General features: G+C 67.3%; 23 protein-coding genes. 5 read left to right on the forward strand and 18 right to left on the reverse strand.

The features are described 5' to 3' along the window. Nucleotides 1–115 precede the first annotated feature (115 nt). From ACYQ5L_RS38940 to ACYQ5L_RS38985, 10 genes are all read right to left on the reverse strand, one after another. Nucleotides 116–640 (reverse strand): hypothetical protein, encoded by a 525-nt coding sequence (locus ACYQ5L_RS38940; RefSeq protein WP_459963694.1) that lies wholly within the window; start codon nucleotides 638–640, stop codon nucleotides 116–118. 1 nt (nucleotide 641) lies between these two features. After that, nucleotides 642–908, reverse strand: a complete 267-nt coding sequence (locus tag ACYQ5L_RS38945; RefSeq protein WP_459963695.1) for a hypothetical protein — start codon at nucleotides 906–908, stop codon at nucleotides 642–644. Further along, complete coding sequence (locus ACYQ5L_RS38950) at nucleotides 905–1,171, reverse strand: hypothetical protein (protein ID WP_459963696.1); 267 nt, start codon at nucleotides 1,169–1,171, stop codon at nucleotides 905–907. The genes ACYQ5L_RS38945 and ACYQ5L_RS38950 overlap by 4 nt, the downstream gene beginning before the upstream one ends. A gap of 109 nt (nucleotides 1,172–1,280) precedes the next feature. Beyond that, entirely contained in the window at nucleotides 1,281–1,487 is a 207-nt protein-coding gene (locus ACYQ5L_RS38955; RefSeq protein WP_459963697.1) for a hypothetical protein, read from the reverse strand. Nucleotides 1,488–1,653: 166 nt separating this feature from the next. Beyond that, nucleotides 1,654–2,082: a hypothetical protein gene (locus ACYQ5L_RS38960; RefSeq protein ID WP_459963698.1), complete on the reverse strand. Its 429-nt coding sequence runs from the start codon at nucleotides 2,080–2,082 to the stop codon at nucleotides 1,654–1,656. A gap of 480 nt (nucleotides 2,083–2,562) precedes the next feature. Next, the gene (locus ACYQ5L_RS38965; protein WP_459963699.1) at nucleotides 2,563–3,141 is read right to left on the reverse strand and encodes a transglycosylase SLT domain-containing protein; all 579 of its coding nucleotides are present in this window, start codon (nucleotides 3,139–3,141) and stop codon (nucleotides 2,563–2,565) included. Nucleotides 3,142–3,705: 564 nt separating this feature from the next. Further along, nucleotides 3,706–4,326, reverse strand: a complete 621-nt coding sequence (locus ACYQ5L_RS38970; protein ID WP_459963700.1) for a hypothetical protein — start codon at nucleotides 4,324–4,326, stop codon at nucleotides 3,706–3,708. Nucleotides 4,327–4,411: 85 nt separating this feature from the next. Beyond that, nucleotides 4,412–5,572 (reverse strand): hypothetical protein, encoded by a 1,161-nt coding sequence (locus ACYQ5L_RS38975; RefSeq protein ID WP_459963701.1) that lies wholly within the window; start codon nucleotides 5,570–5,572, stop codon nucleotides 4,412–4,414. After that, on the reverse strand, nucleotides 5,565–6,671 hold the full coding sequence (locus ACYQ5L_RS38980; protein WP_459963702.1) for a hypothetical protein: 1,107 nt from the start codon (nucleotides 6,669–6,671) through the stop codon (nucleotides 5,565–5,567). The genes ACYQ5L_RS38975 and ACYQ5L_RS38980 overlap by 8 nt, the downstream gene beginning before the upstream one ends. 137 nt (nucleotides 6,672–6,808) lie before the next feature. Beyond that, entirely contained in the window at nucleotides 6,809–7,069 is a 261-nt protein-coding gene (locus ACYQ5L_RS38985) for a hypothetical protein (RefSeq protein ID WP_459963703.1), read from the reverse strand. 198 nt (nucleotides 7,070–7,267) lie between these two features. Here ACYQ5L_RS38985 and ACYQ5L_RS38990 point away from each other — a divergent pair, with 198 nt between their 5' ends. The 5 genes from ACYQ5L_RS38990 to ACYQ5L_RS39010 all read left to right on the forward strand — a co-directional run bounded on the left by ACYQ5L_RS38990 (nucleotide 7,268) and on the right by ACYQ5L_RS39010 (nucleotide 9,998). Then, nucleotides 7,268–7,810 (forward strand): hypothetical protein, encoded by a 543-nt coding sequence (locus ACYQ5L_RS38990; protein WP_459963704.1) that lies wholly within the window; start codon nucleotides 7,268–7,270, stop codon nucleotides 7,808–7,810. Between the two features lie 68 nt (nucleotides 7,811–7,878). Further along, on the forward strand, nucleotides 7,879–8,184 hold the full coding sequence (locus ACYQ5L_RS38995) for a hypothetical protein (RefSeq protein WP_459963705.1): 306 nt from the start codon (nucleotides 7,879–7,881) through the stop codon (nucleotides 8,182–8,184). Continuing rightward, entirely contained in the window at nucleotides 8,181–8,888 is a 708-nt protein-coding gene (locus tag ACYQ5L_RS39000) for a hypothetical protein (protein WP_459963706.1), read from the forward strand. The genes ACYQ5L_RS38995 and ACYQ5L_RS39000 overlap by 4 nt, the downstream gene beginning before the upstream one ends. Before the next feature lie 95 nt (nucleotides 8,889–8,983). Continuing rightward, nucleotides 8,984–9,304 carry an ASCH domain-containing protein gene (locus ACYQ5L_RS39005; RefSeq protein ID WP_459963707.1) on the forward strand — a complete coding sequence of 107 codons (321 nt, stop codon included), beginning with the start codon at nucleotides 8,984–8,986 and terminating at the stop codon, nucleotides 9,302–9,304. Between the two features lie 160 nt (nucleotides 9,305–9,464). Next, on the forward strand, nucleotides 9,465–9,998 hold the full coding sequence (locus tag ACYQ5L_RS39010; protein WP_459963708.1) for a hypothetical protein: 534 nt from the start codon (nucleotides 9,465–9,467) through the stop codon (nucleotides 9,996–9,998). Here ACYQ5L_RS39010 and ACYQ5L_RS39015 read toward each other — a convergent pair. The 8 genes from ACYQ5L_RS39015 to ACYQ5L_RS39050 form a co-directional block, all read right to left on the reverse strand. Beyond that, on the reverse strand, nucleotides 9,989–10,510 hold the full coding sequence (locus ACYQ5L_RS39015) for a MarR family winged helix-turn-helix transcriptional regulator (RefSeq protein WP_459963709.1): 522 nt from the start codon (nucleotides 10,508–10,510) through the stop codon (nucleotides 9,989–9,991). The two genes, ACYQ5L_RS39010 and ACYQ5L_RS39015, sit on opposite strands and share 10 nt — an antisense overlap. 120 nt (nucleotides 10,511–10,630) lie before the next feature. Next, nucleotides 10,631–11,368, reverse strand: a complete 738-nt coding sequence (locus ACYQ5L_RS39020) for a hypothetical protein (RefSeq protein WP_459963710.1) — start codon at nucleotides 11,366–11,368, stop codon at nucleotides 10,631–10,633. 52 nt (nucleotides 11,369–11,420) lie between these two features. After that, on the reverse strand, nucleotides 11,421–13,178 hold the full coding sequence (locus ACYQ5L_RS39025) for a 3'-5' exonuclease (RefSeq protein WP_459963711.1): 1,758 nt from the start codon (nucleotides 13,176–13,178) through the stop codon (nucleotides 11,421–11,423). An 83-nt stretch (nucleotides 13,179–13,261) separates the two neighbouring features. Next, nucleotides 13,262–13,801, reverse strand: coding sequence for an AAA family ATPase (locus ACYQ5L_RS39030; protein WP_459963712.1), 540 nt, complete (start codon nucleotides 13,799–13,801; stop codon nucleotides 13,262–13,264). Continuing rightward, on the reverse strand, nucleotides 13,791–14,345 hold the full coding sequence (locus ACYQ5L_RS39035) for a hypothetical protein (RefSeq protein WP_459963713.1): 555 nt from the start codon (nucleotides 14,343–14,345) through the stop codon (nucleotides 13,791–13,793). Before ACYQ5L_RS39035 ends, ACYQ5L_RS39030 begins: the two co-directional genes overlap by 11 nt. An 85-nt stretch (nucleotides 14,346–14,430) precedes the next feature. Next, nucleotides 14,431–15,015: a hypothetical protein gene (locus ACYQ5L_RS39040; protein WP_459963714.1), complete on the reverse strand. Its 585-nt coding sequence runs from the start codon at nucleotides 15,013–15,015 to the stop codon at nucleotides 14,431–14,433. Nucleotides 15,016–15,100: 85 nt separating this feature from the next. Next, complete coding sequence (locus tag ACYQ5L_RS39045; protein WP_459963715.1) at nucleotides 15,101–15,643, reverse strand: hypothetical protein; 543 nt, start codon at nucleotides 15,641–15,643, stop codon at nucleotides 15,101–15,103. Between the two features lie 34 nt (nucleotides 15,644–15,677). Continuing rightward, the gene (locus tag ACYQ5L_RS39050; RefSeq protein ID WP_459963717.1) at nucleotides 15,678–16,403 is read right to left on the reverse strand and encodes a hypothetical protein; all 726 of its coding nucleotides are present in this window, start codon (nucleotides 16,401–16,403) and stop codon (nucleotides 15,678–15,680) included. Nucleotides 16,404–16,405 lie beyond the last annotated feature (2 nt).

Here is a 16,405-nt window from a genome sequence, read left to right on the forward strand (position 1 = left end):
GCGGACAAGTCCGCGCAAAGCAAAACGCGAAAATGCCCCCGGCTGCGCCGGGGGGCATCACGTTCGAATTGGCTTGCGCGGCTGCGCGATTGGCAACCCGCGCCAGGAAGGGGGGTTAGGCGCAGTTCAAGCCGATGCCACTCGTTGAACGCATCGCGAGTACCCGCGCAACGTACGACCATTCGATCCGATCAAAATCGTTGTGCGCCAGTTCATTTCGCACGGCACGCGCTTTCGATCCTGGTTTTGAGTTCCGGATCGCAAGTGACAAGAACTTTCGGAGCAGGTCATCATCTTTATTCTCCGCAAAGTAGGCAGCATCGCAGTAGAGCGGGTTCTCTTCTGACAGAATCCATTCCGTGACGAGAATGGTTACGTATCGCTCGCGATCCGTGTGCGTCATTTCGAAGATGAGTTCTGCAGGACGGCCGGAAACCATCGTGTATCTGTATTCTTCTCCGTCCTTGTTCTTCATGAGAATCTCATCCCCGGAATCGTCCACAATTTCGGACCCGAAATGCCCATCGTTGTTGGCGCATTGGACCATGTACCGGCGGCCTTCATGTTCGCTGTGGAACGGGTAGTAACTGGGCTTGCCTTCGCCGGTCTTGATCACCGTGTAGTACGTGTCCTGTTCCATTTCACTGCCCTTCCTGCTCACGGGTTTGGGTTGCGGAGTCGTGTTCGGCATCGGTGGTCAGCCATCCGGGCGCGATATCTAGCTTGGTGATTTGGCCGTTCCTGTCGACTAGTTCGGCTGTGTCCCCGGTGCGCCTTACGAGTGTCATGCCGAACCGTTCGGCGAGATTGACGGACCGTCCGAGTATTTCGCGTGCGCCACGCAAACTGTGGCTAGGTGTGTAATAGGTTCGCGCGCCGGTCTTTTGAATCACCGTGTGATCGTTCATCGGACTACCCCGTTTACAAGACTGCCGAGGATGAGAGCGGCGAGAAATCCGAGCGCGAACCAGGTGAACATCAAACCGTAGAGATCGCTGGTTTTGATTATGTCGCTATCTGCCGAACGACAATCCGTAAGCGGTTCCCGCTGAGGTTTGTTGGCAATGCGCTGCTGCCTGCTATCCCAGGCGCGCAGGGCGACCCGGCGGCCGCCCAGCAAGACCAGCACGGTGACAGAAAAGGTGGCAGCGAAAGCGAAGTAGTTGATCATTGCTTGCCCTCATTTCCTTTCAGGGTTGCGTGGAGAGGTGAACAGGCAGATTGCGAAATACAGTGCGGCCATGGCTACCAGGGGTTGTGTGAGTACCAAGTGGAGTAGGTCACTCATCTTTCCCGCCATTCCGTTTGAAGCTGATATGCGCTTCCGTGGCGTAGGCACCACCGAGCATGAGTGAGAACACTTCCGCATGAAAACCGAACTTGGTGAAGTAGATTGCGGCAATTGCGTAGAGCGGCATGGTTTCCGCTCGTTTGACGAGTTCGTGCCAGAACATCTTGAGAATTTTGCGGAATTCGCTGGCGGACATTATTTCCCCTTGGTAGGTGTGGTTTCGGTAACGGGTGTCCGGGGAGCAACCCAGAAAGGATGGAACGGTACCGGGAGATCTACAGCTTTTATCCGTTCGGTCGGTTGCGGTACCCAGTAGAGAAAACCGAATGTGCTTTGCTGGCGGTTGGTGGACATGGCAGCGCTCACCGAATCGCGAGATAGGAGACGGGAATAACCGATTGTGCGCCAAGGTCGATAATCTGCCGTTGCTGGTGTCGCCGTGCCAAGTGCATTGCGTTTGCAAGATCGTAAGAAACTACGGCGATGCCAAGATGGGTCTTTCCGGTGTGAGGGTTGCGCCACCCTGCCAGAGCGCAGTACGGCAAGTGTTCGCGCATATCGAGGATGTACCGGAAGATATCGACGGGCGTAGCGGGCGATTCGATTGTTCGTTCGTATTCCGGATAGGTGAATACGGCATAGCCGTTCCGGATATCGCGCCCGGTAGTCGGTTCGACGAGAAATGCGCCGTTGGGGATGCTCAGCGCTTCTGCCAGTGCGGCAATCTGCACAGTGGCGTCTATCAGCGCGAATTGGTCCGAACCGTCGACGGGGATAGTGTGTGCGGCCATGATGCCTGCTCCGATGGTGTGGTGCGAGGTGGTCAGCCTCGCGAGTTGGTTGGATGAATCGACCATAGGGCTGTAGGCATCATGGCGCAACGATCCGAGAAAATAATCTCAGATGATTGTTTCATGCCCCGATTTGTCCGGAAATGTCCGAATTGGGGCAGGTGGGAAGGGGTCGCGCGGCCCCGCTCGCGCGCATGGGCCGCTTGCGCGCGTTGACCATGTCCATTCGATAGGGGGGCCGGCGCGGGTATCCGGGAGGGGTCCAGTCGCGGTCTGGCATCGAACGATAATTTCGGCAGGAATAGGGAAATCGGATTGGGTTCAATTGATGGATTGGATTTTTGGATTGCGCAGGTGCGTGAATTCAATTTTCTGTTTGCATGTACATGCGGTCCAGATGGGGTGGTTGCATGTACATGCGACACCCCCGCCGGCTGATCAGCCGGCGGGGGTGGTGTTATCGAAACGTTGTGATGTTGATCAGTAGGCACCGAAGACGTTGTCGATCGAGCCGTACCGGTGCGCGGCGTAGTTGCAGGCCGCGGTGATGTTGGCGACGGGGTCCCAGATGTCGAACGGGGTGCCTTCGACGTGGTATGCCTCGAAGGTCGGGTCGATGACCTGGAGCAGGCCCTTGGATGGGATCCCGGCCGCGGCGTTGGAGTCGTAGAGATTGATGGCGTGAGGGTTTCCGCTGGATTCGCGCATGATGTTGCGGTGGATGCCGTCATAGCTGCCGGGAATTCCATTCAGCGCCATGACATCGAGGGCTTCTGAGATCCAGCCGTGCAGGTCGTCGCTGTAGTGCTGTTGGGCCAGTCGGAGCTGCTCGTCGGAGGGGGCCGGTTCAGGCGCCGGCGGCTGCGCGGGCACCGGCAGTTCGGGGAGCCGCGGCAGTTGCAGGGAGTCCACGATCTCGGGGAGGTCCGGAGGCTGGGCGCTTGCGGTCCAGGTCGTGGCAGAGCCGGCGGTGAAGGCCAGGATCGCGGCCGCGGCCGCGGTGCGGGCGAGGATCGTCAGCGCACGGTGATTCGGGATGGGAGAAGCATTGGCAGACATGGGCTGTTCCTGCTTTCGCTGAGGGTTGGCGGCGGGGTGGTCAGCCCCGGCGATCTTGTGGAGACTTCCAAGATAAAGCCTTGGGCACTTTCGTGCAATAGTTCTTTGCTGATGGTTGTCTGACGTCTTCCGGAACATCCGGTGGACCTCTATATGTGCAAAATCGGGCCACCGAGGTGGGGAGCATGGGGGAGCATTGAATATCCGCAGGTCAAGGCATAAAAAATGCTCCCCCTACAGGTGGGGAGCATGGTGGGGAGCGTAGGGGGGAGCTTTTAGAAAGACGCGATTCTTGTGCTGGCCACCGAATGGACCATGTTTGCCGACGCATGATTCGATGCTCGGATCAGCAGGCTGCTGTCTGGGGCTGCACGGTGAGGGGTTACGTGCGGCGAACGAGCGTGCCGACGGCTGTGGACTCGGCGCAGGGGTTGCGGCTCGGTCGGCCGGCCTCGACGGTGCCGGGTTCACAGCGGGTCCCGGCACTACGGGCGGTGTCCTGGATTCCGGGGCTAAGCCAGGACACCGCGGTCCTGCATGGCATGCCCGACGGGCGTGGGCGGGCTACTGGAGGAGAGACGCCTTGGCTTCAGACAAGTCCAGAGGCTGCGCGAGGGTCTGCCCGTCCGCGTTGACGGCGATCCGCCATGCCTGGCCGTCCGGCTCGAGGTTGAGGTAGCGGCGGGTGTCGCGATGCTTGTACTGATGGACAGGACGGCCGTCGATACCGACGGTGCCCATGTACATCAGGTCTTCCAGCAGTTCGGGCGCATGGCGTTGAGCGGCACCCCACATGCTCGTGTTCAGGTGGTCGACCGCCGCGGTGACGGCTTCGCGTACCTCGGCCGACAGCGCCGCGGTCTCGCCGTGTGCATCCTCGTCCATGCTCACAGCCACCGGTCCGTACCACTGGTAGGTGTAGCCGAGCTGGCCGAGCACGTCGTCCGCGAGACGGTTCGGGTACAGGCCCGGGGCAGAGAAGCCGTCGGAGAACCACATGCGCACGGCCCGGTGGCCTTGGCTGGCTTTGTTCGGCACGTGGTCGCCGATGGCATCGCGGAGGCTGCGGCCGACCGGTGTGTGGTGGTACTCGGCGCGTCCGTCAGGATGCAGCACCACGAAATCGGATGGGGCCGTGCGGAGGCCGGAGTCATCGGTGTTGCGCTCGTGCGGGTTGTCGGACATGGGATGTCCTTCCTGTAATGGGTTCGAATGGTGGGCAGCGGTACTGCTCACGCTCGGGCAGGTGTCCGGAATTGCGTGAACGAAGTCAGGACACCGACAGTTCGGTGGCCATCGCGTACGCGGCCGTCACCGTGATTTCGCCGGAAAGGATCGCGTTTCCCAGCGCCACCGAGGCCCGTGCGTTGCGGTCACGCTGGCGGAGGTCATCGCCGGTCCAGGTGGGTGGGTACTTGTGCGCGAAGGTGAAGCGGCCGTTGCCGATCAGGCGGAGCGCGACGAATTCCCGCACGGTCTGCGGGGCCGGCCGGCCGTCATCCAGGTGTGGGCGGTGGCCGGGCTGGGCATCGATGAACGTCAACGCCTGGGCCGTCGTGGTTACGCGCACCCCACACTCGGCCAGCGCGCGGCCAAGAATACGAGCGGGGTCGTAGCGGGCGGACATGCCGTCCTCGACCGCCAGATCGATCGCTGCGCGGACGCCGTCGCGGGCGGCGAGGGTCGACAGGTCCACGCCGGCCACCGCTTGCACCACGGGATCCGGATGCGCCCACCCTGCCTGCATCTTGGTGGCTTCGTCGAATCCGGTGCCCAGCACCGCATCGCGGATCCGGTCCGCGCGCTTCGGGTGATATCCCGCTCTCAGTGCGTGCGCGTGGACGAGGTTTGCCGACCGCAGTTCGTCGAAGGCGGTGGGGTTATCTCGGCGGCGGCCGTTGCCGTACACGGCATCGGCATAGGTCTCGGCCACCATCGCGTCGAGGAAATCCTCGGTCAGCAGGCCCAGGCGCACGGAGTGTGCGTAGAGTTGCGCCACCGACTCGGCCAGCCCGAACGCGTTGTGATAGGTCGCGATCACCCCGAACCGCTCGTGCTCGAGATCGCCGATGATGCGGTGCGGGCGCCCTGTGACCGGCCCGCCGTAGAGGGTCGCGGTGATATGTGCCCCGCAGGCCGCCAAGGCCACCGCCGGCTTTGCCTCGCGATGGGCGCGCACCCGAGCGGGCAGCACCTCCCACAGATCCGCAATCTCACGGTCGAGCATGGATGTCGGCAGCGGCGGTGCCGCCGGATCCTGCAACCGGACGCGCAGTGCGGCCGCCTCCTGCCGCGATTGCGGAGTGTCGGCGTCCAACAGCCGGAGATACACCTTCGGCAGACCGTCGGGGTTGTCGGGTGCCGCGAGCGGTGCCGTCGGTGCGGGCAGGTCGGAGCCGCTGCGGATCGGGCTGAATCGGTTGTCAGGCATGGGAATTCCCGTTTCGGTCGGCGGAGTGGTGCGAGGCGACCACGTCGTCGAGGTCGGCGTCGATGCGGGCCAGCAGCGCCGCCCAGTCACCGGGGGTCTTCGCGGGACGGTGGCGCGGCCTGGGCGTGGGGGCCGGGCGTGCCGTGAACTCGCGGATCGATGTCCTGGCGGTGACCTGGACGAAGTCGTCGACGTAGTCGAGGTCCTGTTGGCGTGACGGGTGCGGCGGCAGCCGGAGATAGTCGCGGATGCGGTTGTGCAGCCGCCACTGCAGCGCGGTCATCTCGCTGGGTTCGGGAAAGAACGAGGTGGTCTTGAAGTACGGGGTGGCGTCGTGACGGAGGGCGGTCTGGATGGGGCGGTGCAGCCAGTCGTCGAAGGCGGCGATCAGATCCCGCCACGCCGCGCGGGCGCTGGGTTCGGGGTGGGTCTCCCACGGGCGCGCGAAGTGCTGGGCACGCTCGAGGAGGACGGTTCGATCGTGCCCGGAGGCGGCATAGCGCGCACAGTCCCGCAACTGGTCGAAGGCCTCGAAATCCCACCACAGGCTGCGTTCGCAGTCGTCGAGATCGCCGCCCCACCGTGGCGTGCCTCGTGGCCGCTGGCGGTGGATCGTGTCCAGAACCACCCAGGCAGATCCGTGCCCGGTGAGTTCGCAGGCCTGCAGCCAGGTGTCGATTTGCTCAGCTGAGTCCTGATTGCCGCCGCGGATGTGGTCGTCGAGCATGGTGTCGAACCGGCGCAGGGCTGCGGCCGGTTCGCGTTCCCAATGGGCCACCACGTCGACGAGAGTCGTCCAGGTCGATGCCAGGCTCGCGTGGTGGCTCCAGCGCTGAGCGATCGCGTCCGCGGCACCGTGCAGCCGCCGGCGGGTGCGCAGATGGTGGCGGGGAGTGCGGTCGGCGTCGCGCAGGAGGGCGTGGTGGCGGGCGTAATCGGCGCGCAGGTACTGCAGGTGCCGTGAACTGTTGAAACGGAAATAGTGCCACGGATTGGTGAGGGCGTCCGGCCCGGTTCGGGGGTGGTCGACATGGGCGACCAGAGGGCGCTGCGAGCCCGCGGAGTTGAAGTAGCGCAACAGGTTTGCCAGAGGATTCACGGTGACCTCGGTCAGATGGATGGTCCCGACACGATGGGGGGCCGGGCGGAAGGGTGACTGCGGGGGCCGGCGGCGGGGTCGGGCAACACTGCGCGGCCGACGCCCCGTCGTGGTTCGCAGCGGGTGCGGTGGCGCGGCTAGGCCTCGCTGTCGAGACGGTTGCGGTTGGCGCGCAGTTCGTCGCGGATGTCCTCCATGACCGTGAGCAGGTCGGACAGGGTCTTGTCCTGGGGCTCGGCGGTGTCCTGCAGGTTCAGCAGGCTCGCGGAGATGTCCTCGAGGAGGGTGAGAGTGTCCTGCGCCCGCGACGGGCGGATGAACCGCCGCCACCAGGGCGCGGAGGCCGAGGTAATGGTGTCGTGAGATGCGTTGTGCGACAAAGGGTTGGTGCCGGTCATGGCGGGCTCCGTGGGTTCGCGGGGTGGTCGGCCCTCGCGGAGATGGATGGATTATCTAACAATAGGTCATGAGGCACTGTCCTTCAATAGTCGTATACGCTTGTTCGCGGCACTCGCCGCGGCCGTCGCGACGGGATCCACCATCCACCCCCCGGCGCGGCTGACCACCGCGCCGAGAACGAGCGAGGAGTTTCTCCGATGCCGATCTATCTGCCAGCCCCGGCTCCGCTGCCGGGTGGTCCTGACGGGGAGGGCTGGAATCGTCTGAGCCTGGGCGCGCACTACGGCCGGCCCGGGGCGCAGTGCGCGCTGCGTCCGCGGACCTACGCCACGCTGTGGGAGGCCCGGACCAGCACCACGCGTGCCCGCTTCGGTTCTCACGGATCGTGCATCCGCGCCCCGCGTGGTGACGTCCGCCCGGACTGTCTCACCTGCCCGGTCCTCACGGCGGCTCACCGCTCCCTCGAGGCCGCCGGCGCGCGGGTGCTGGTCCGGCTCGAATCCCACGTCGTCGACCTCGGGGGCCTGTTCGGGCCGGCGGGCGTCTACGACCTGCCCTTCGTCGTGACCGATCCCGACCGAGGGTGGGACAGCCCCCGCGAGCAGTGGAGCTGGGAGGAACTGGTGCTTCTGCCTGGGTGGGAGCTGGGACGCCAGTACCGGGACGAGCATTCCGCGGGGTTCTGGCTCGAGCGCACCGCCCACCCCGGGCAATCAAGATCATTGCAACATAGTGCCTAAAGCCCTATGATATTTTCATCCACTCATGGCGAGGCTGACCACCTCGCCGTCCTGACAGGAGCACGCCCATGCCCGTCGTTCACCCCCCGACCGACCCGGTCACCGAGGAAACCACCCAGGCGCTCGGGGCCGCCCCCGACCCGCTGACCGTCGACTACCTGGCGCGCCGGGTCGTATTCTCCGCCGGCCGCGCCCAGGATCTCGCCGTCACCGGCGTCGGTCTCTACGACAGCGGACACTGCGACGCCGCCCGCGAGATCTTCGGCCAGGTGCACGACTACCTGGCCCAGTTCGGCCGTGACCTGCTCGCCATCGACCCGGTCACCTTCCCGGACCGGGATCCCCACAACACCGACCCGCAGGCCCAGTCGTGACCGCCCCTGAGCCGCGCTACGACCTCCATCTCACGACGCTGACCGATGCCCGCGAGAGCGTCTCCCAGCGCGTGGAGGCCGGGCTCACCGCCGCCGATGCCGCCCAGCAACTGATACGTCGCGCCGAGCGCGCCCGCGCCGAGGGCGCGCTCGCAGTGAAACAGCGGTGGGACGGCGTCGAGATCCAGTACGCCGACCAGACCGAGTTCTACGATGTCGAGCCCGTCGTCTATCACAACCCCGCCGCGGCACTGCCGCTGCTGCGGGCCACCCTCACCGCTCGCTGGCCCGACACCCAGTTCGACGTCTCCCCCACCGCGGCCGCCGACCCCACCAGCGCCCTGCGGATCGTGTGGTCCGACGGCCCCTCCGATCGGCTGGTGCAGGTTTTCGCCGCGCAGATCCCAGCCAAGGGCTTCCATCGCGCCGGCGGGATCCAACGCGACCGCTACACCACCGCGCCCCGCTGGGACGAGGTGATCGCCGCGGTCGAATCCGAGTACCAGCTGCAGGTCCCGCGCGACGCCCGCGGGCGCATCGATTGGAAGGCCGCCGCCGACCAACCGGTCGAAGTCCAGGTCACTGCCCCCGACGACAGCGACGAGGACGCGGCACACCTGGTGACCAGGCTCGCGGTGCTGCTGCACGCCCGCGTGTACTTCACCGACTTCAGCGCTCCCGAGCCCTCGGCCAGCACCCGCTGACCGAGGGCTCCGGAGCGGTCACCCGCCTACCGACGAATCGCACGACCCCAACTGAGAAGAGAAGACACCCGATGCCACGTTTGATGTCGGTCGCATTGACCACCGATCAGGTACGGGCCCGCCGCAAGACCGTCACCCGCCGGCTCGGCTGGCAATGGCTGCAACCGGGCACCGAGCTCACGTTGTGCCCCAAGGTGCGCGGCCGAGCCCCCGGCGAGGAGCTCGAGCGGATCGCCAACGTGCGCGTGACCCACGTCGACCGGGTCAAACTCGGTGCCATCACCGCCGAAGATGTTGCGCGCGAGGGGTTTCCACAGCATTCCCCGCAATGGTTCGTCGACTTCTTCTGCAAGGCACTGCCGGGGTGCACGGCCGACACGGTCGTGACCCGGATCGAGTTCACCTACCTGTCCTGACCGGATTCGCCGACCGGCCCGCACCCCTCTCGGGTGCGGGCCGGCCGGCGTTTCGGATCTCGCGGGCCCGCCGTGATACATAAGAACCTGAGGCGCGGCGCGCTCCCGTCCAGGGGATGGCCGCCTCGTACACCGGGCCGGTCGATCGTGAGGAAACCACATGCTGTCCGAACCCTGGAAGCGGGTCAAAAACCCTTCCCCTCTCCCGGTGTTCGCCGGCGCGGCCGATCTGCGCGCCCTCGACGACAACAGCCTCGCTGAGGCCCTGCGCGACCACATGCTGCCGGCGTCGGAGGACAACGCCTACAAACGCCGCTGGCAGGAATTCTGGCGGCTGCTCGGCTTCGACGTGGAGCTCGCCGACCGGTCCGGCGCTATCCTGCGCGACTTCCTCGACCAGGCCGACGCTGCCCTGGAATCCGGTGACCTCGACGACGCCCAGACCAAGCGGGCCAACCGATTTCAGGAACGCTGCCGCAACAGCCTGGACCGGATCGGGCGCGCCGAGGAAGACCCACTGGGCTGGCTGGGCGCGCGGGCGGCGATGTTCAATGTGCGGGCCCGGGCGGTGATCGCGGCCCTCGTCGACGCCATCGACGAGCATCGCGAAGAGACCACCGACCCCACCCCGGCCGACGAGAAACTCTGGGCGCAGCTGGGTGAACTGAAGCTGGACCCCAACGACTACGTCTGAGGTCCGCGGCCGCGCAACAGTCCGACGAACCGGCCCCCGCCGGGCACCGCCTCGGCGACCTCGTCCAGCGCGGCCGACAGCATCGCCCGGTAGATGTCGCGGGTCTCGGTGTAGCGGGCCCGCCCCTGCTCGGTGATCGCCGCGTACACCCCGCGCCCGTCGTCGCTGCAGGATCGCGTGTGCGCGAACTGGGCCTGGTGCAGCCGCTCGACCAGGCGCGTCACCGAGCTCTGGTTCAATCCGAGTACCTGTGCGAGGTCCTGCATCCGCAGTTGCCCCCCGGGCGTGGTGGCCAGGAACTCCAGTGCCCGGAACTCCGAGAGCCCCAGCCCCTGGCGTCGCACCGCATCACCCAGGCGTTTCTCGACCCAGGCGTGAACGGCCAGCACCAGATCCCACGCCTGGGTGTCGCCCACCCCGTTCATCGAGCCGCCCCCGTTGCCGCCCGAGCCGCCCGCGCTCGCCCTCGTCTGCGAATCAGGCGACCTCACCGCCGCCGCATTGTCGGCCATGCTGATCAACTCCCTGCGAGTCGGACAACTACTGATCGACGCGACGGTAGGAGAGCAACCCGACACCGGAGGTCGGCCGGTGCCCGTTAGCGGTTGCCGACGGGAACCGGCCGGCCGGGCCTACAGGTCCTCGGACGGCCTGCGCATCGCATCGGCCGACTGCTGCTGCCACCGGCAGTTGTCGGGTGTGCAGTCTTTGTCGCATGCGGAGGGCTCGCGGTGGTCGGCAATGCAGCCGGTGCAGCCGGCGTCGTATCCGCACATATCGGGGGTGTGCGAACGCTCGGGCTCGTCGAACGGGCTGGTGCCGTCGAGTTCGAGGTCCCACTCGCCGACGGCCTCGCGCACGTCGTCGATCGAGCCGCTGAACCCCACATCGAGGTGGTCCAGGCCGGTCTTGCGGGCATCCAAGGGGCCGATCTCGACAACGATCGTGTCCGAGGTGCCGGCCGCGATGTCGTCGAGCAGCTCGAAGGCCCGCCGACGGACCTCCGCGCGGTCGCTGGCGCCGATCAGCTGCCAGGTCAGCATGTCGTCGTCGCCGTCGTCGACCGCGCAGCGCATGCCCCAGGTGTCGTCGGCTCGCACCCGGTGAATCGGGCCGTAGTCCTGGTCGAGCATCTGCCGGACCCGGGGGTGCACGGCGGCCCGCAGGCTCGAGATCACCGCGGCGGTGCCGGCGTCGCCCGGGGGCAGGGCCGTGATCAGCGCCGGTATGGAGTGGGCGTAGACGGCGAATCGGCGCGCGAGCGCGTCCCGTTGGGCGGGGTCGCCGATCCGGCCGACCAGCTCGGTCAGCAGGTCGAACAGGTCACCGACGGTGTGCGGCAGATCGGCGCGGACGGTGGTGTCGGGCATGGGATTTCACTTTCTGTCGGGTATCCGGAGTCGGGGCTCGAAGCAGCGCCGGTCAGGGCCCCACGCTCATGCGCAGCAGATGTTCGCGGCTCTGGCGGATGTCGCCGAGGCTGCGGTGACCGCCCCCGTTGCGCAGCTTCTGCCGGGTGCGGGCATGTGCCGACCGAGCCGCCATCAGGTCGCTCCACCGCTCGGGGTCGGCCAGCGGCGAGTCGATGCCGTAACGCACGCTGTCGGCCGTGGTGACGGTGCGGTCGTAGCCGGCGTTGTAGGCGAGCACGAGCCGGTCACCGACGGCCTTGACCAGGCGCTCGTGCACGGCCGGCCACAGGGGGACACCCTCGGCGGTGACGTCGGCGTCGCTGAGGCCATGGACCTGCTGGGCCTCGGGCTCGATAGGGATTCCGCCCGGATTGACGAGGGTGTCGAGCAGGGTCTCCCCAGTGGCGGCATCGATGACCGAGATTTCGCACACCGCCCCGAACAGGGAGGTCGTCTCGGTGTCGAGCAGGCAGGCGCGGCCGGGGACGAGTTTGTCGCGCGCGAACCGGATCGCCGCGCCCGCACCACAGCGCAGGCGCAGATCGGACCGGTAGGGATCCAGGGACGCGTCAGCGGCGAGGGCCGCCTCCACCTCCTCGATCCCGTCCTCGCTGTCCCAATCGATCTCCCACACGCGCCGCTCGGGCGTGTACCAGGCCCACATCTCGACTCCGTGCGTGGCGGTGAAACGGTCGACGAAACGCCGAATCACCTTGGCCCGCACCGCCTGTCGGCGGCCGACGAACGCCAGCAAGGGCGACGGCGCGCCCTTGGCGCAGGCCCGCACGCGCAACCAGTCGACCGGACGCAACAGCAGATCCTCGACCTCGGCGGTGCGATACAGCGGCACCGCGACCGTGCGCCGCCGTCCGAACGATTTCTCGAATTCCCCGCACGCGGTGATCCAGCCGGCCTCGACAGCGAGGTCGAAGTGCCGCCGGTCCAGGTCCAGCAGGGCCGCCGCCCCGGCCCCGGTCACCGGCCGCTGTCGGCGCACCCGTTCCCGCAGCGGCGCATCGGCGAGCAGGGCGTCGACCGTCTCCCGCGCGAGACGGCCCAACGGTCCGGCGGTGATCTGCCGCTCGGCGAGTACGTGCGTGAGCTCGGTGGACTGCCAGCCCAGTCGTCGGCAGGCCTGCTCGGGCGTGCACGAGCGCTGTTCCCAGGCGCGCCGGGTGGCGACCACCACACCGACCCGCTCGCCGGGCACCTCGTGCAGGGCCTCCTCGGTGACCAGGTCGTGGCGGCGCTGGTCGTCGGCCACATACACCGCGAATACCGGCAGATCCCCGGCCTCGATCAGCGGCGCGATGTCGGCGGCGGCCACCGTGTAGCCGAGTCGCTCGCTCAAGCAGGCGGCCGCGCGTGTGGCACCGAGTGGGCGGGTCGCGCCGAACCGTTCCACGATCGCCGGCACCAGCAGGCCGATCTGCTCGACCTCCGCGTGCGACCACCGGCGCTTGCGTCGTGACCCGCGCAGCATGCCGGCCCCGATTGCCAGCTCGAGCTGCCAGCGCTGCAGGCCCACCGCCTCGGCCAACGCGTCCCGGCCCTGGGCCGCCGGTACGGTCGCCACCGTGTCGTACTCCCCCGCCGTGTCCTGCGGATCGGGCGGCACCTCGTTCCGGACGGCAGGGCGCGAACACCGCACCGGAGCCGCTGTCAGCGCGGACGGCTCCGGTGCGGGGATGCGATCCCAGGTGAGGGCCGCCGGGGTCGACGGCTCGGAGGTGACCGGGCACGGATCGGAATCGGCGGATGCCGTCATCAGTCGTAGCTCCTCGGGGCCGGGTGAGGTGGTCAGCCACACCGCAAGAATGGATACTTATAGCATAATGCCTATAGCTTGTTCTATCCACTGTTTGAGGCGGAGGGGGCGCCTGGCTCGTCCGCTGGCACAGGGTTGGCGACAACCACCGTGACGGAGGAGAACCCCTCCCGCACCAGCACGCACAGGTTTGCGAGCAGGTCCGTGGTGGCGGCATGCTGCGCGGTCACCACCCTCTCGGGCACCGAACGGGGCCGTTCTCCCTGCCCAGCGAGGCACGTTCGCAACGGCACATCGAACAGCACCGCATGAACGGGCACCCCGTAACGCGCGGCTACCGCCAGCAACGACCGGCGAACCCGATACTCGAGATTGGTCGCGTCCACGACCGTCGGCAGCGACCGGCTGAGCCGGAACCGCACCAGCAGGTCGGCCAGCAGCACCGCGTCGTAGGTTGCCTCCTGATCGGCTTCGTCGTCGCAGACCGCGGCCCGCAGGGCGTCCAGACTGACTATGGACGTCGACGTGAAGCGTTCGTGCGCCCACGTGCTCTTGCCCGCGCCGCTGGGACCGATCAACACGGTCAAACCACCCGCGTCCGGGGACGCGCTATCACCGCGCATCGTCGCCTCCGCTCATAGGATCCGGCTTGGCCAGGAAGTCGCCTTCGAACAGGTCGAGGTAGACACCGAAGACACGTCGTGTCACCACAGCGAGGCAGACCGAGACGTGGATCAGCACCGCCGCACCGCCGGCGAGACCGATCCGGATGACCGGCCCCGGTAACGCGCTCACCACCGCCAGGACCACGGTCAAGACCGAGCACAGCAGCCCGATGTAGAGAGTCGCGGCAGTGGCTGCTCCGGATTTCTCGGCTGGCCAGGCCCGTCCACGCCAAGCGCGGGACCGTGCGATCTGCACTCGTAAGCCGATGGTGGTGGCGACCAACACCGCGGAGTACAGCGCCAACACCGCGGCCGCGGCACCCTGCGCCAGCACCAATGCCGAGTCCGGGCGGGCCGTGGCGACCAGCAGCCCGACCCCGGCCGGGAACACGTACAGCAGAATCCGCTGGGCGCTACTCATGGCGGGCCTGTCGGCCTGCAGCAGGAAGCGGTAGGTGTACGTGCCGAGCGGGCGAGGGCTCCAACCGGGCAAGGTGCTCATGGAATCTCCTGTTCGAGGTATGGCCATCTGGAGACGCAACCGTGCGGAACGCCTCCGGGATCGTTTGTGCGGCACCGCGTTTCCCTCACGCATCCAGCAGCCACAGCAGGACGTCGTCGTCGTGCAGGGCTTCCGGGGGACGTCCGCCGGCCACGAGCACCTCGTCGACGGCAGCGATCACCGCAGCCTCGACCTCGTTCTCGGCTTCCAGCGCGATCGGTTCGACCGCGATTCGCCCGTCCGGCTCAACGGCCAGGCACACCTCCAGACGCGGTGCGCCACCGCGGTGTTGGAGAACCCGGTACGCCTCGATGATCGAGGCCCACGTCGCGCCCTGGTTCGCGGCCAGCATCGTTTGGTCGGCGACGAGGTCGCCGGGATGGTTCTCGATCAGCGACGGCCAGTCCAGCGGCGCGCGGGTGCGCGCGAACTGCGGCCATGGCCCCTCCGGTCCGGTGAACTCGGCGTCGGCGAGTGCGGTGAGCAGATACGGCGGAAGCGGGGCGTCGGGGGCGAGTCTGTAGAGATCCCAATCCTCATCGCTGCCCCCGGAGTAGGCGGGGATCAGTGCCCGCTCACGCAACGCGTCGGCCCGTTCGAGAGCGGCGGGACGGAAGTCGGAGATCTCGGCATCCGGGTCGGTGGTGTCGAGGTCGGGTGTATCGGTCATCGCGGATTCTCCATGGTGAGGCGGATTGCGGGTGTGGAGGTTGGCTGTGTCATCGGCGGCGACGGGTTGCGGTCGCGAGAACTCGTCATGCGCTTGCTGAAGGGTCGGCGAGCAGGCGGCGGTAGCGCGCCAGTGCCCGTGCGCAGCGTTGACGGCCGGTGTGGAAGGTGACCGGCGGTCCGAGGGGGACCTTCACGTTCGGCAAGGTCAGCGACTTCTGGCGCAGGGTGATCGGATCCCCGCACGCCGGGCAGATCCCCGCGGTCTCGTACCGCCGCATCTCGTCCATCTCGAGCGGGGCGCGTCGCGCGGCTTCCCGCGTGCGGCAGGGCATGACGTCGCCACAATGCCCGCAGACCGAGAAGTGCTCGGGCAGCACAGGCAGGCGGGGGCCCTGCACATGGACGTCCTCCGAACGTGCGGTGTCGGTGGGATCGCAGGCGAGGGGCCGCAGGACGAAGATGAACAGCGGCCTGCCACAAGGGTTTTCCTGATCCTCGGCGGCGGGCGTCATCGAGATCACCCGCCACGGCCGGTAGTCCCACCCCACCAGGCAGCCCGGTGTCACCGCAGTGAAGGTCTGATCGGTGGGCTGCCAGACCTGCCAGCCGGCAGAGGGGAAGTGCATGCGGGACGCCTTCCTGAGCCGCGGGAACCTTGGACTACGCGGTGAAGGCCGGGATGTGGGCGGCGAGCGCGTCGGCCACATCCGCGGCGGAGTCGGACATCGCGGCCGTCGCGCGCACCCACACGGTCGGTTGTCCCGAAAGGGCCCCGTGGGCGTAGACGGCGATCTCGAGCGGGCCCGCCGTTCTGGCCGGAAGCAGGACCACCAGGTCCTCGCCCCGCACCAGGGCAGCTGCGGCCAGCGCCACGTCGTGGCCCGTGCGCTGGTCGGGATGCTGGCACAGCGCCGTGTCCGGCGGCTGTACGGCGCGCCAGCCCGCAGCCCTCCTCGCGAGCGCTTGCGCGAACTCCCATGTCTGGGCGCAGGCCGTCGGCGTGCACAACCTCCCCATGAGCGGGGTGAAGGTCCACCCCGGCGGGCGGTAGTACCGAAAGCCGGGAAACCGGTCGTGGCAGCGTGTGCCGTCGCACTCGGGCACGGGGCAGCGGATGCGGCGCCACAACTCGTCCCACAACCGGGCCAGGTGCAGGCACGACTGCGTGCCGCCCGGTTCCGGCGGGCATACGACGTAGACGGCGTTCGTGTAGACGTCACGCGGAGCGGGGAAGATCATCTGCTCGGTGACCGCGCCGAGCGGGCATCCGCAGCCATCGCAGGTGATCACCTGCACGAGGGGGAAGAATCCGGGCGCCGCGACCGGCTCCGGTTCGGGTGAGGGGGAACGATAGCGCGATCCGGCGGTCGGGTCGGTGGTGCTCAACG

Source organism: Nocardia sp. IFM 10818, from assembly GCF_054655275.1.

Excerpts from the sequence above, each read along its gene's own strand:
- ACYQ5L_RS38940 (WP_459963694.1), bottom strand. The coding sequence starts at position 640 with ATGGAACAGGACACGTACTACACGGTGATCAAGACCGGCGAAGGCAAG.
- ACYQ5L_RS38945 (WP_459963695.1), bottom strand. The coding sequence starts at position 908 with ATGAACGATCACACGGTGATTCAAAAGACCGGCGCGCGAACCTATTAC.
- ACYQ5L_RS38950 (WP_459963696.1), bottom strand. The coding sequence starts at position 1,171 with ATGATCAACTACTTCGCTTTCGCTGCCACCTTTTCTGTCACCGTGCTG.
- ACYQ5L_RS38955 (WP_459963697.1), bottom strand. The coding sequence starts at position 1,487 with ATGTCCGCCAGCGAATTCCGCAAAATTCTCAAGATGTTCTGGCACGAA.
- ACYQ5L_RS38960 (WP_459963698.1), bottom strand. The coding sequence starts at position 2,082 with ATGGCCGCACACACTATCCCCGTCGACGGTTCGGACCAATTCGCGCTG.
- ACYQ5L_RS38965 (WP_459963699.1), bottom strand. The coding sequence starts at position 3,141 with ATGTCTGCCAATGCTTCTCCCATCCCGAATCACCGTGCGCTGACGATC.
- ACYQ5L_RS38970 (WP_459963700.1), bottom strand. The coding sequence starts at position 4,326 with ATGTCCGACAACCCGCACGAGCGCAACACCGATGACTCCGGCCTCCGC.
- ACYQ5L_RS38975 (WP_459963701.1), bottom strand. The coding sequence starts at position 5,572 with ATGCCTGACAACCGATTCAGCCCGATCCGCAGCGGCTCCGACCTGCCC.
- ACYQ5L_RS38985 (WP_459963703.1), bottom strand. The coding sequence starts at position 7,069 with ATGACCGGCACCAACCCTTTGTCGCACAACGCATCTCACGACACCATT.
- ACYQ5L_RS38990 (WP_459963704.1), top strand. The coding sequence starts at position 7,268 with ATGCCGATCTATCTGCCAGCCCCGGCTCCGCTGCCGGGTGGTCCTGAC.
- ACYQ5L_RS38995 (WP_459963705.1), top strand. The coding sequence starts at position 7,879 with ATGCCCGTCGTTCACCCCCCGACCGACCCGGTCACCGAGGAAACCACC.
- ACYQ5L_RS39010 (WP_459963708.1), top strand. The coding sequence starts at position 9,465 with ATGCTGTCCGAACCCTGGAAGCGGGTCAAAAACCCTTCCCCTCTCCCG.
- ACYQ5L_RS39015 (WP_459963709.1), bottom strand. The coding sequence starts at position 10,510 with ATGGCCGACAATGCGGCGGCGGTGAGGTCGCCTGATTCGCAGACGAGG.
- ACYQ5L_RS39020 (WP_459963710.1), bottom strand. The coding sequence starts at position 11,368 with ATGCCCGACACCACCGTCCGCGCCGATCTGCCGCACACCGTCGGTGAC.
- ACYQ5L_RS39025 (WP_459963711.1), bottom strand. The coding sequence starts at position 13,178 with ATGACGGCATCCGCCGATTCCGATCCGTGCCCGGTCACCTCCGAGCCG.
- ACYQ5L_RS39030 (WP_459963712.1), bottom strand. The coding sequence starts at position 13,801 with ATGCGCGGTGATAGCGCGTCCCCGGACGCGGGTGGTTTGACCGTGTTG.
- ACYQ5L_RS39035 (WP_459963713.1), bottom strand. The coding sequence starts at position 14,345 with ATGAGCACCTTGCCCGGTTGGAGCCCTCGCCCGCTCGGCACGTACACC.
- ACYQ5L_RS39040 (WP_459963714.1), bottom strand. The coding sequence starts at position 15,015 with ATGACCGATACACCCGACCTCGACACCACCGACCCGGATGCCGAGATC.
- ACYQ5L_RS39045 (WP_459963715.1), bottom strand. The coding sequence starts at position 15,643 with ATGCACTTCCCCTCTGCCGGCTGGCAGGTCTGGCAGCCCACCGATCAG.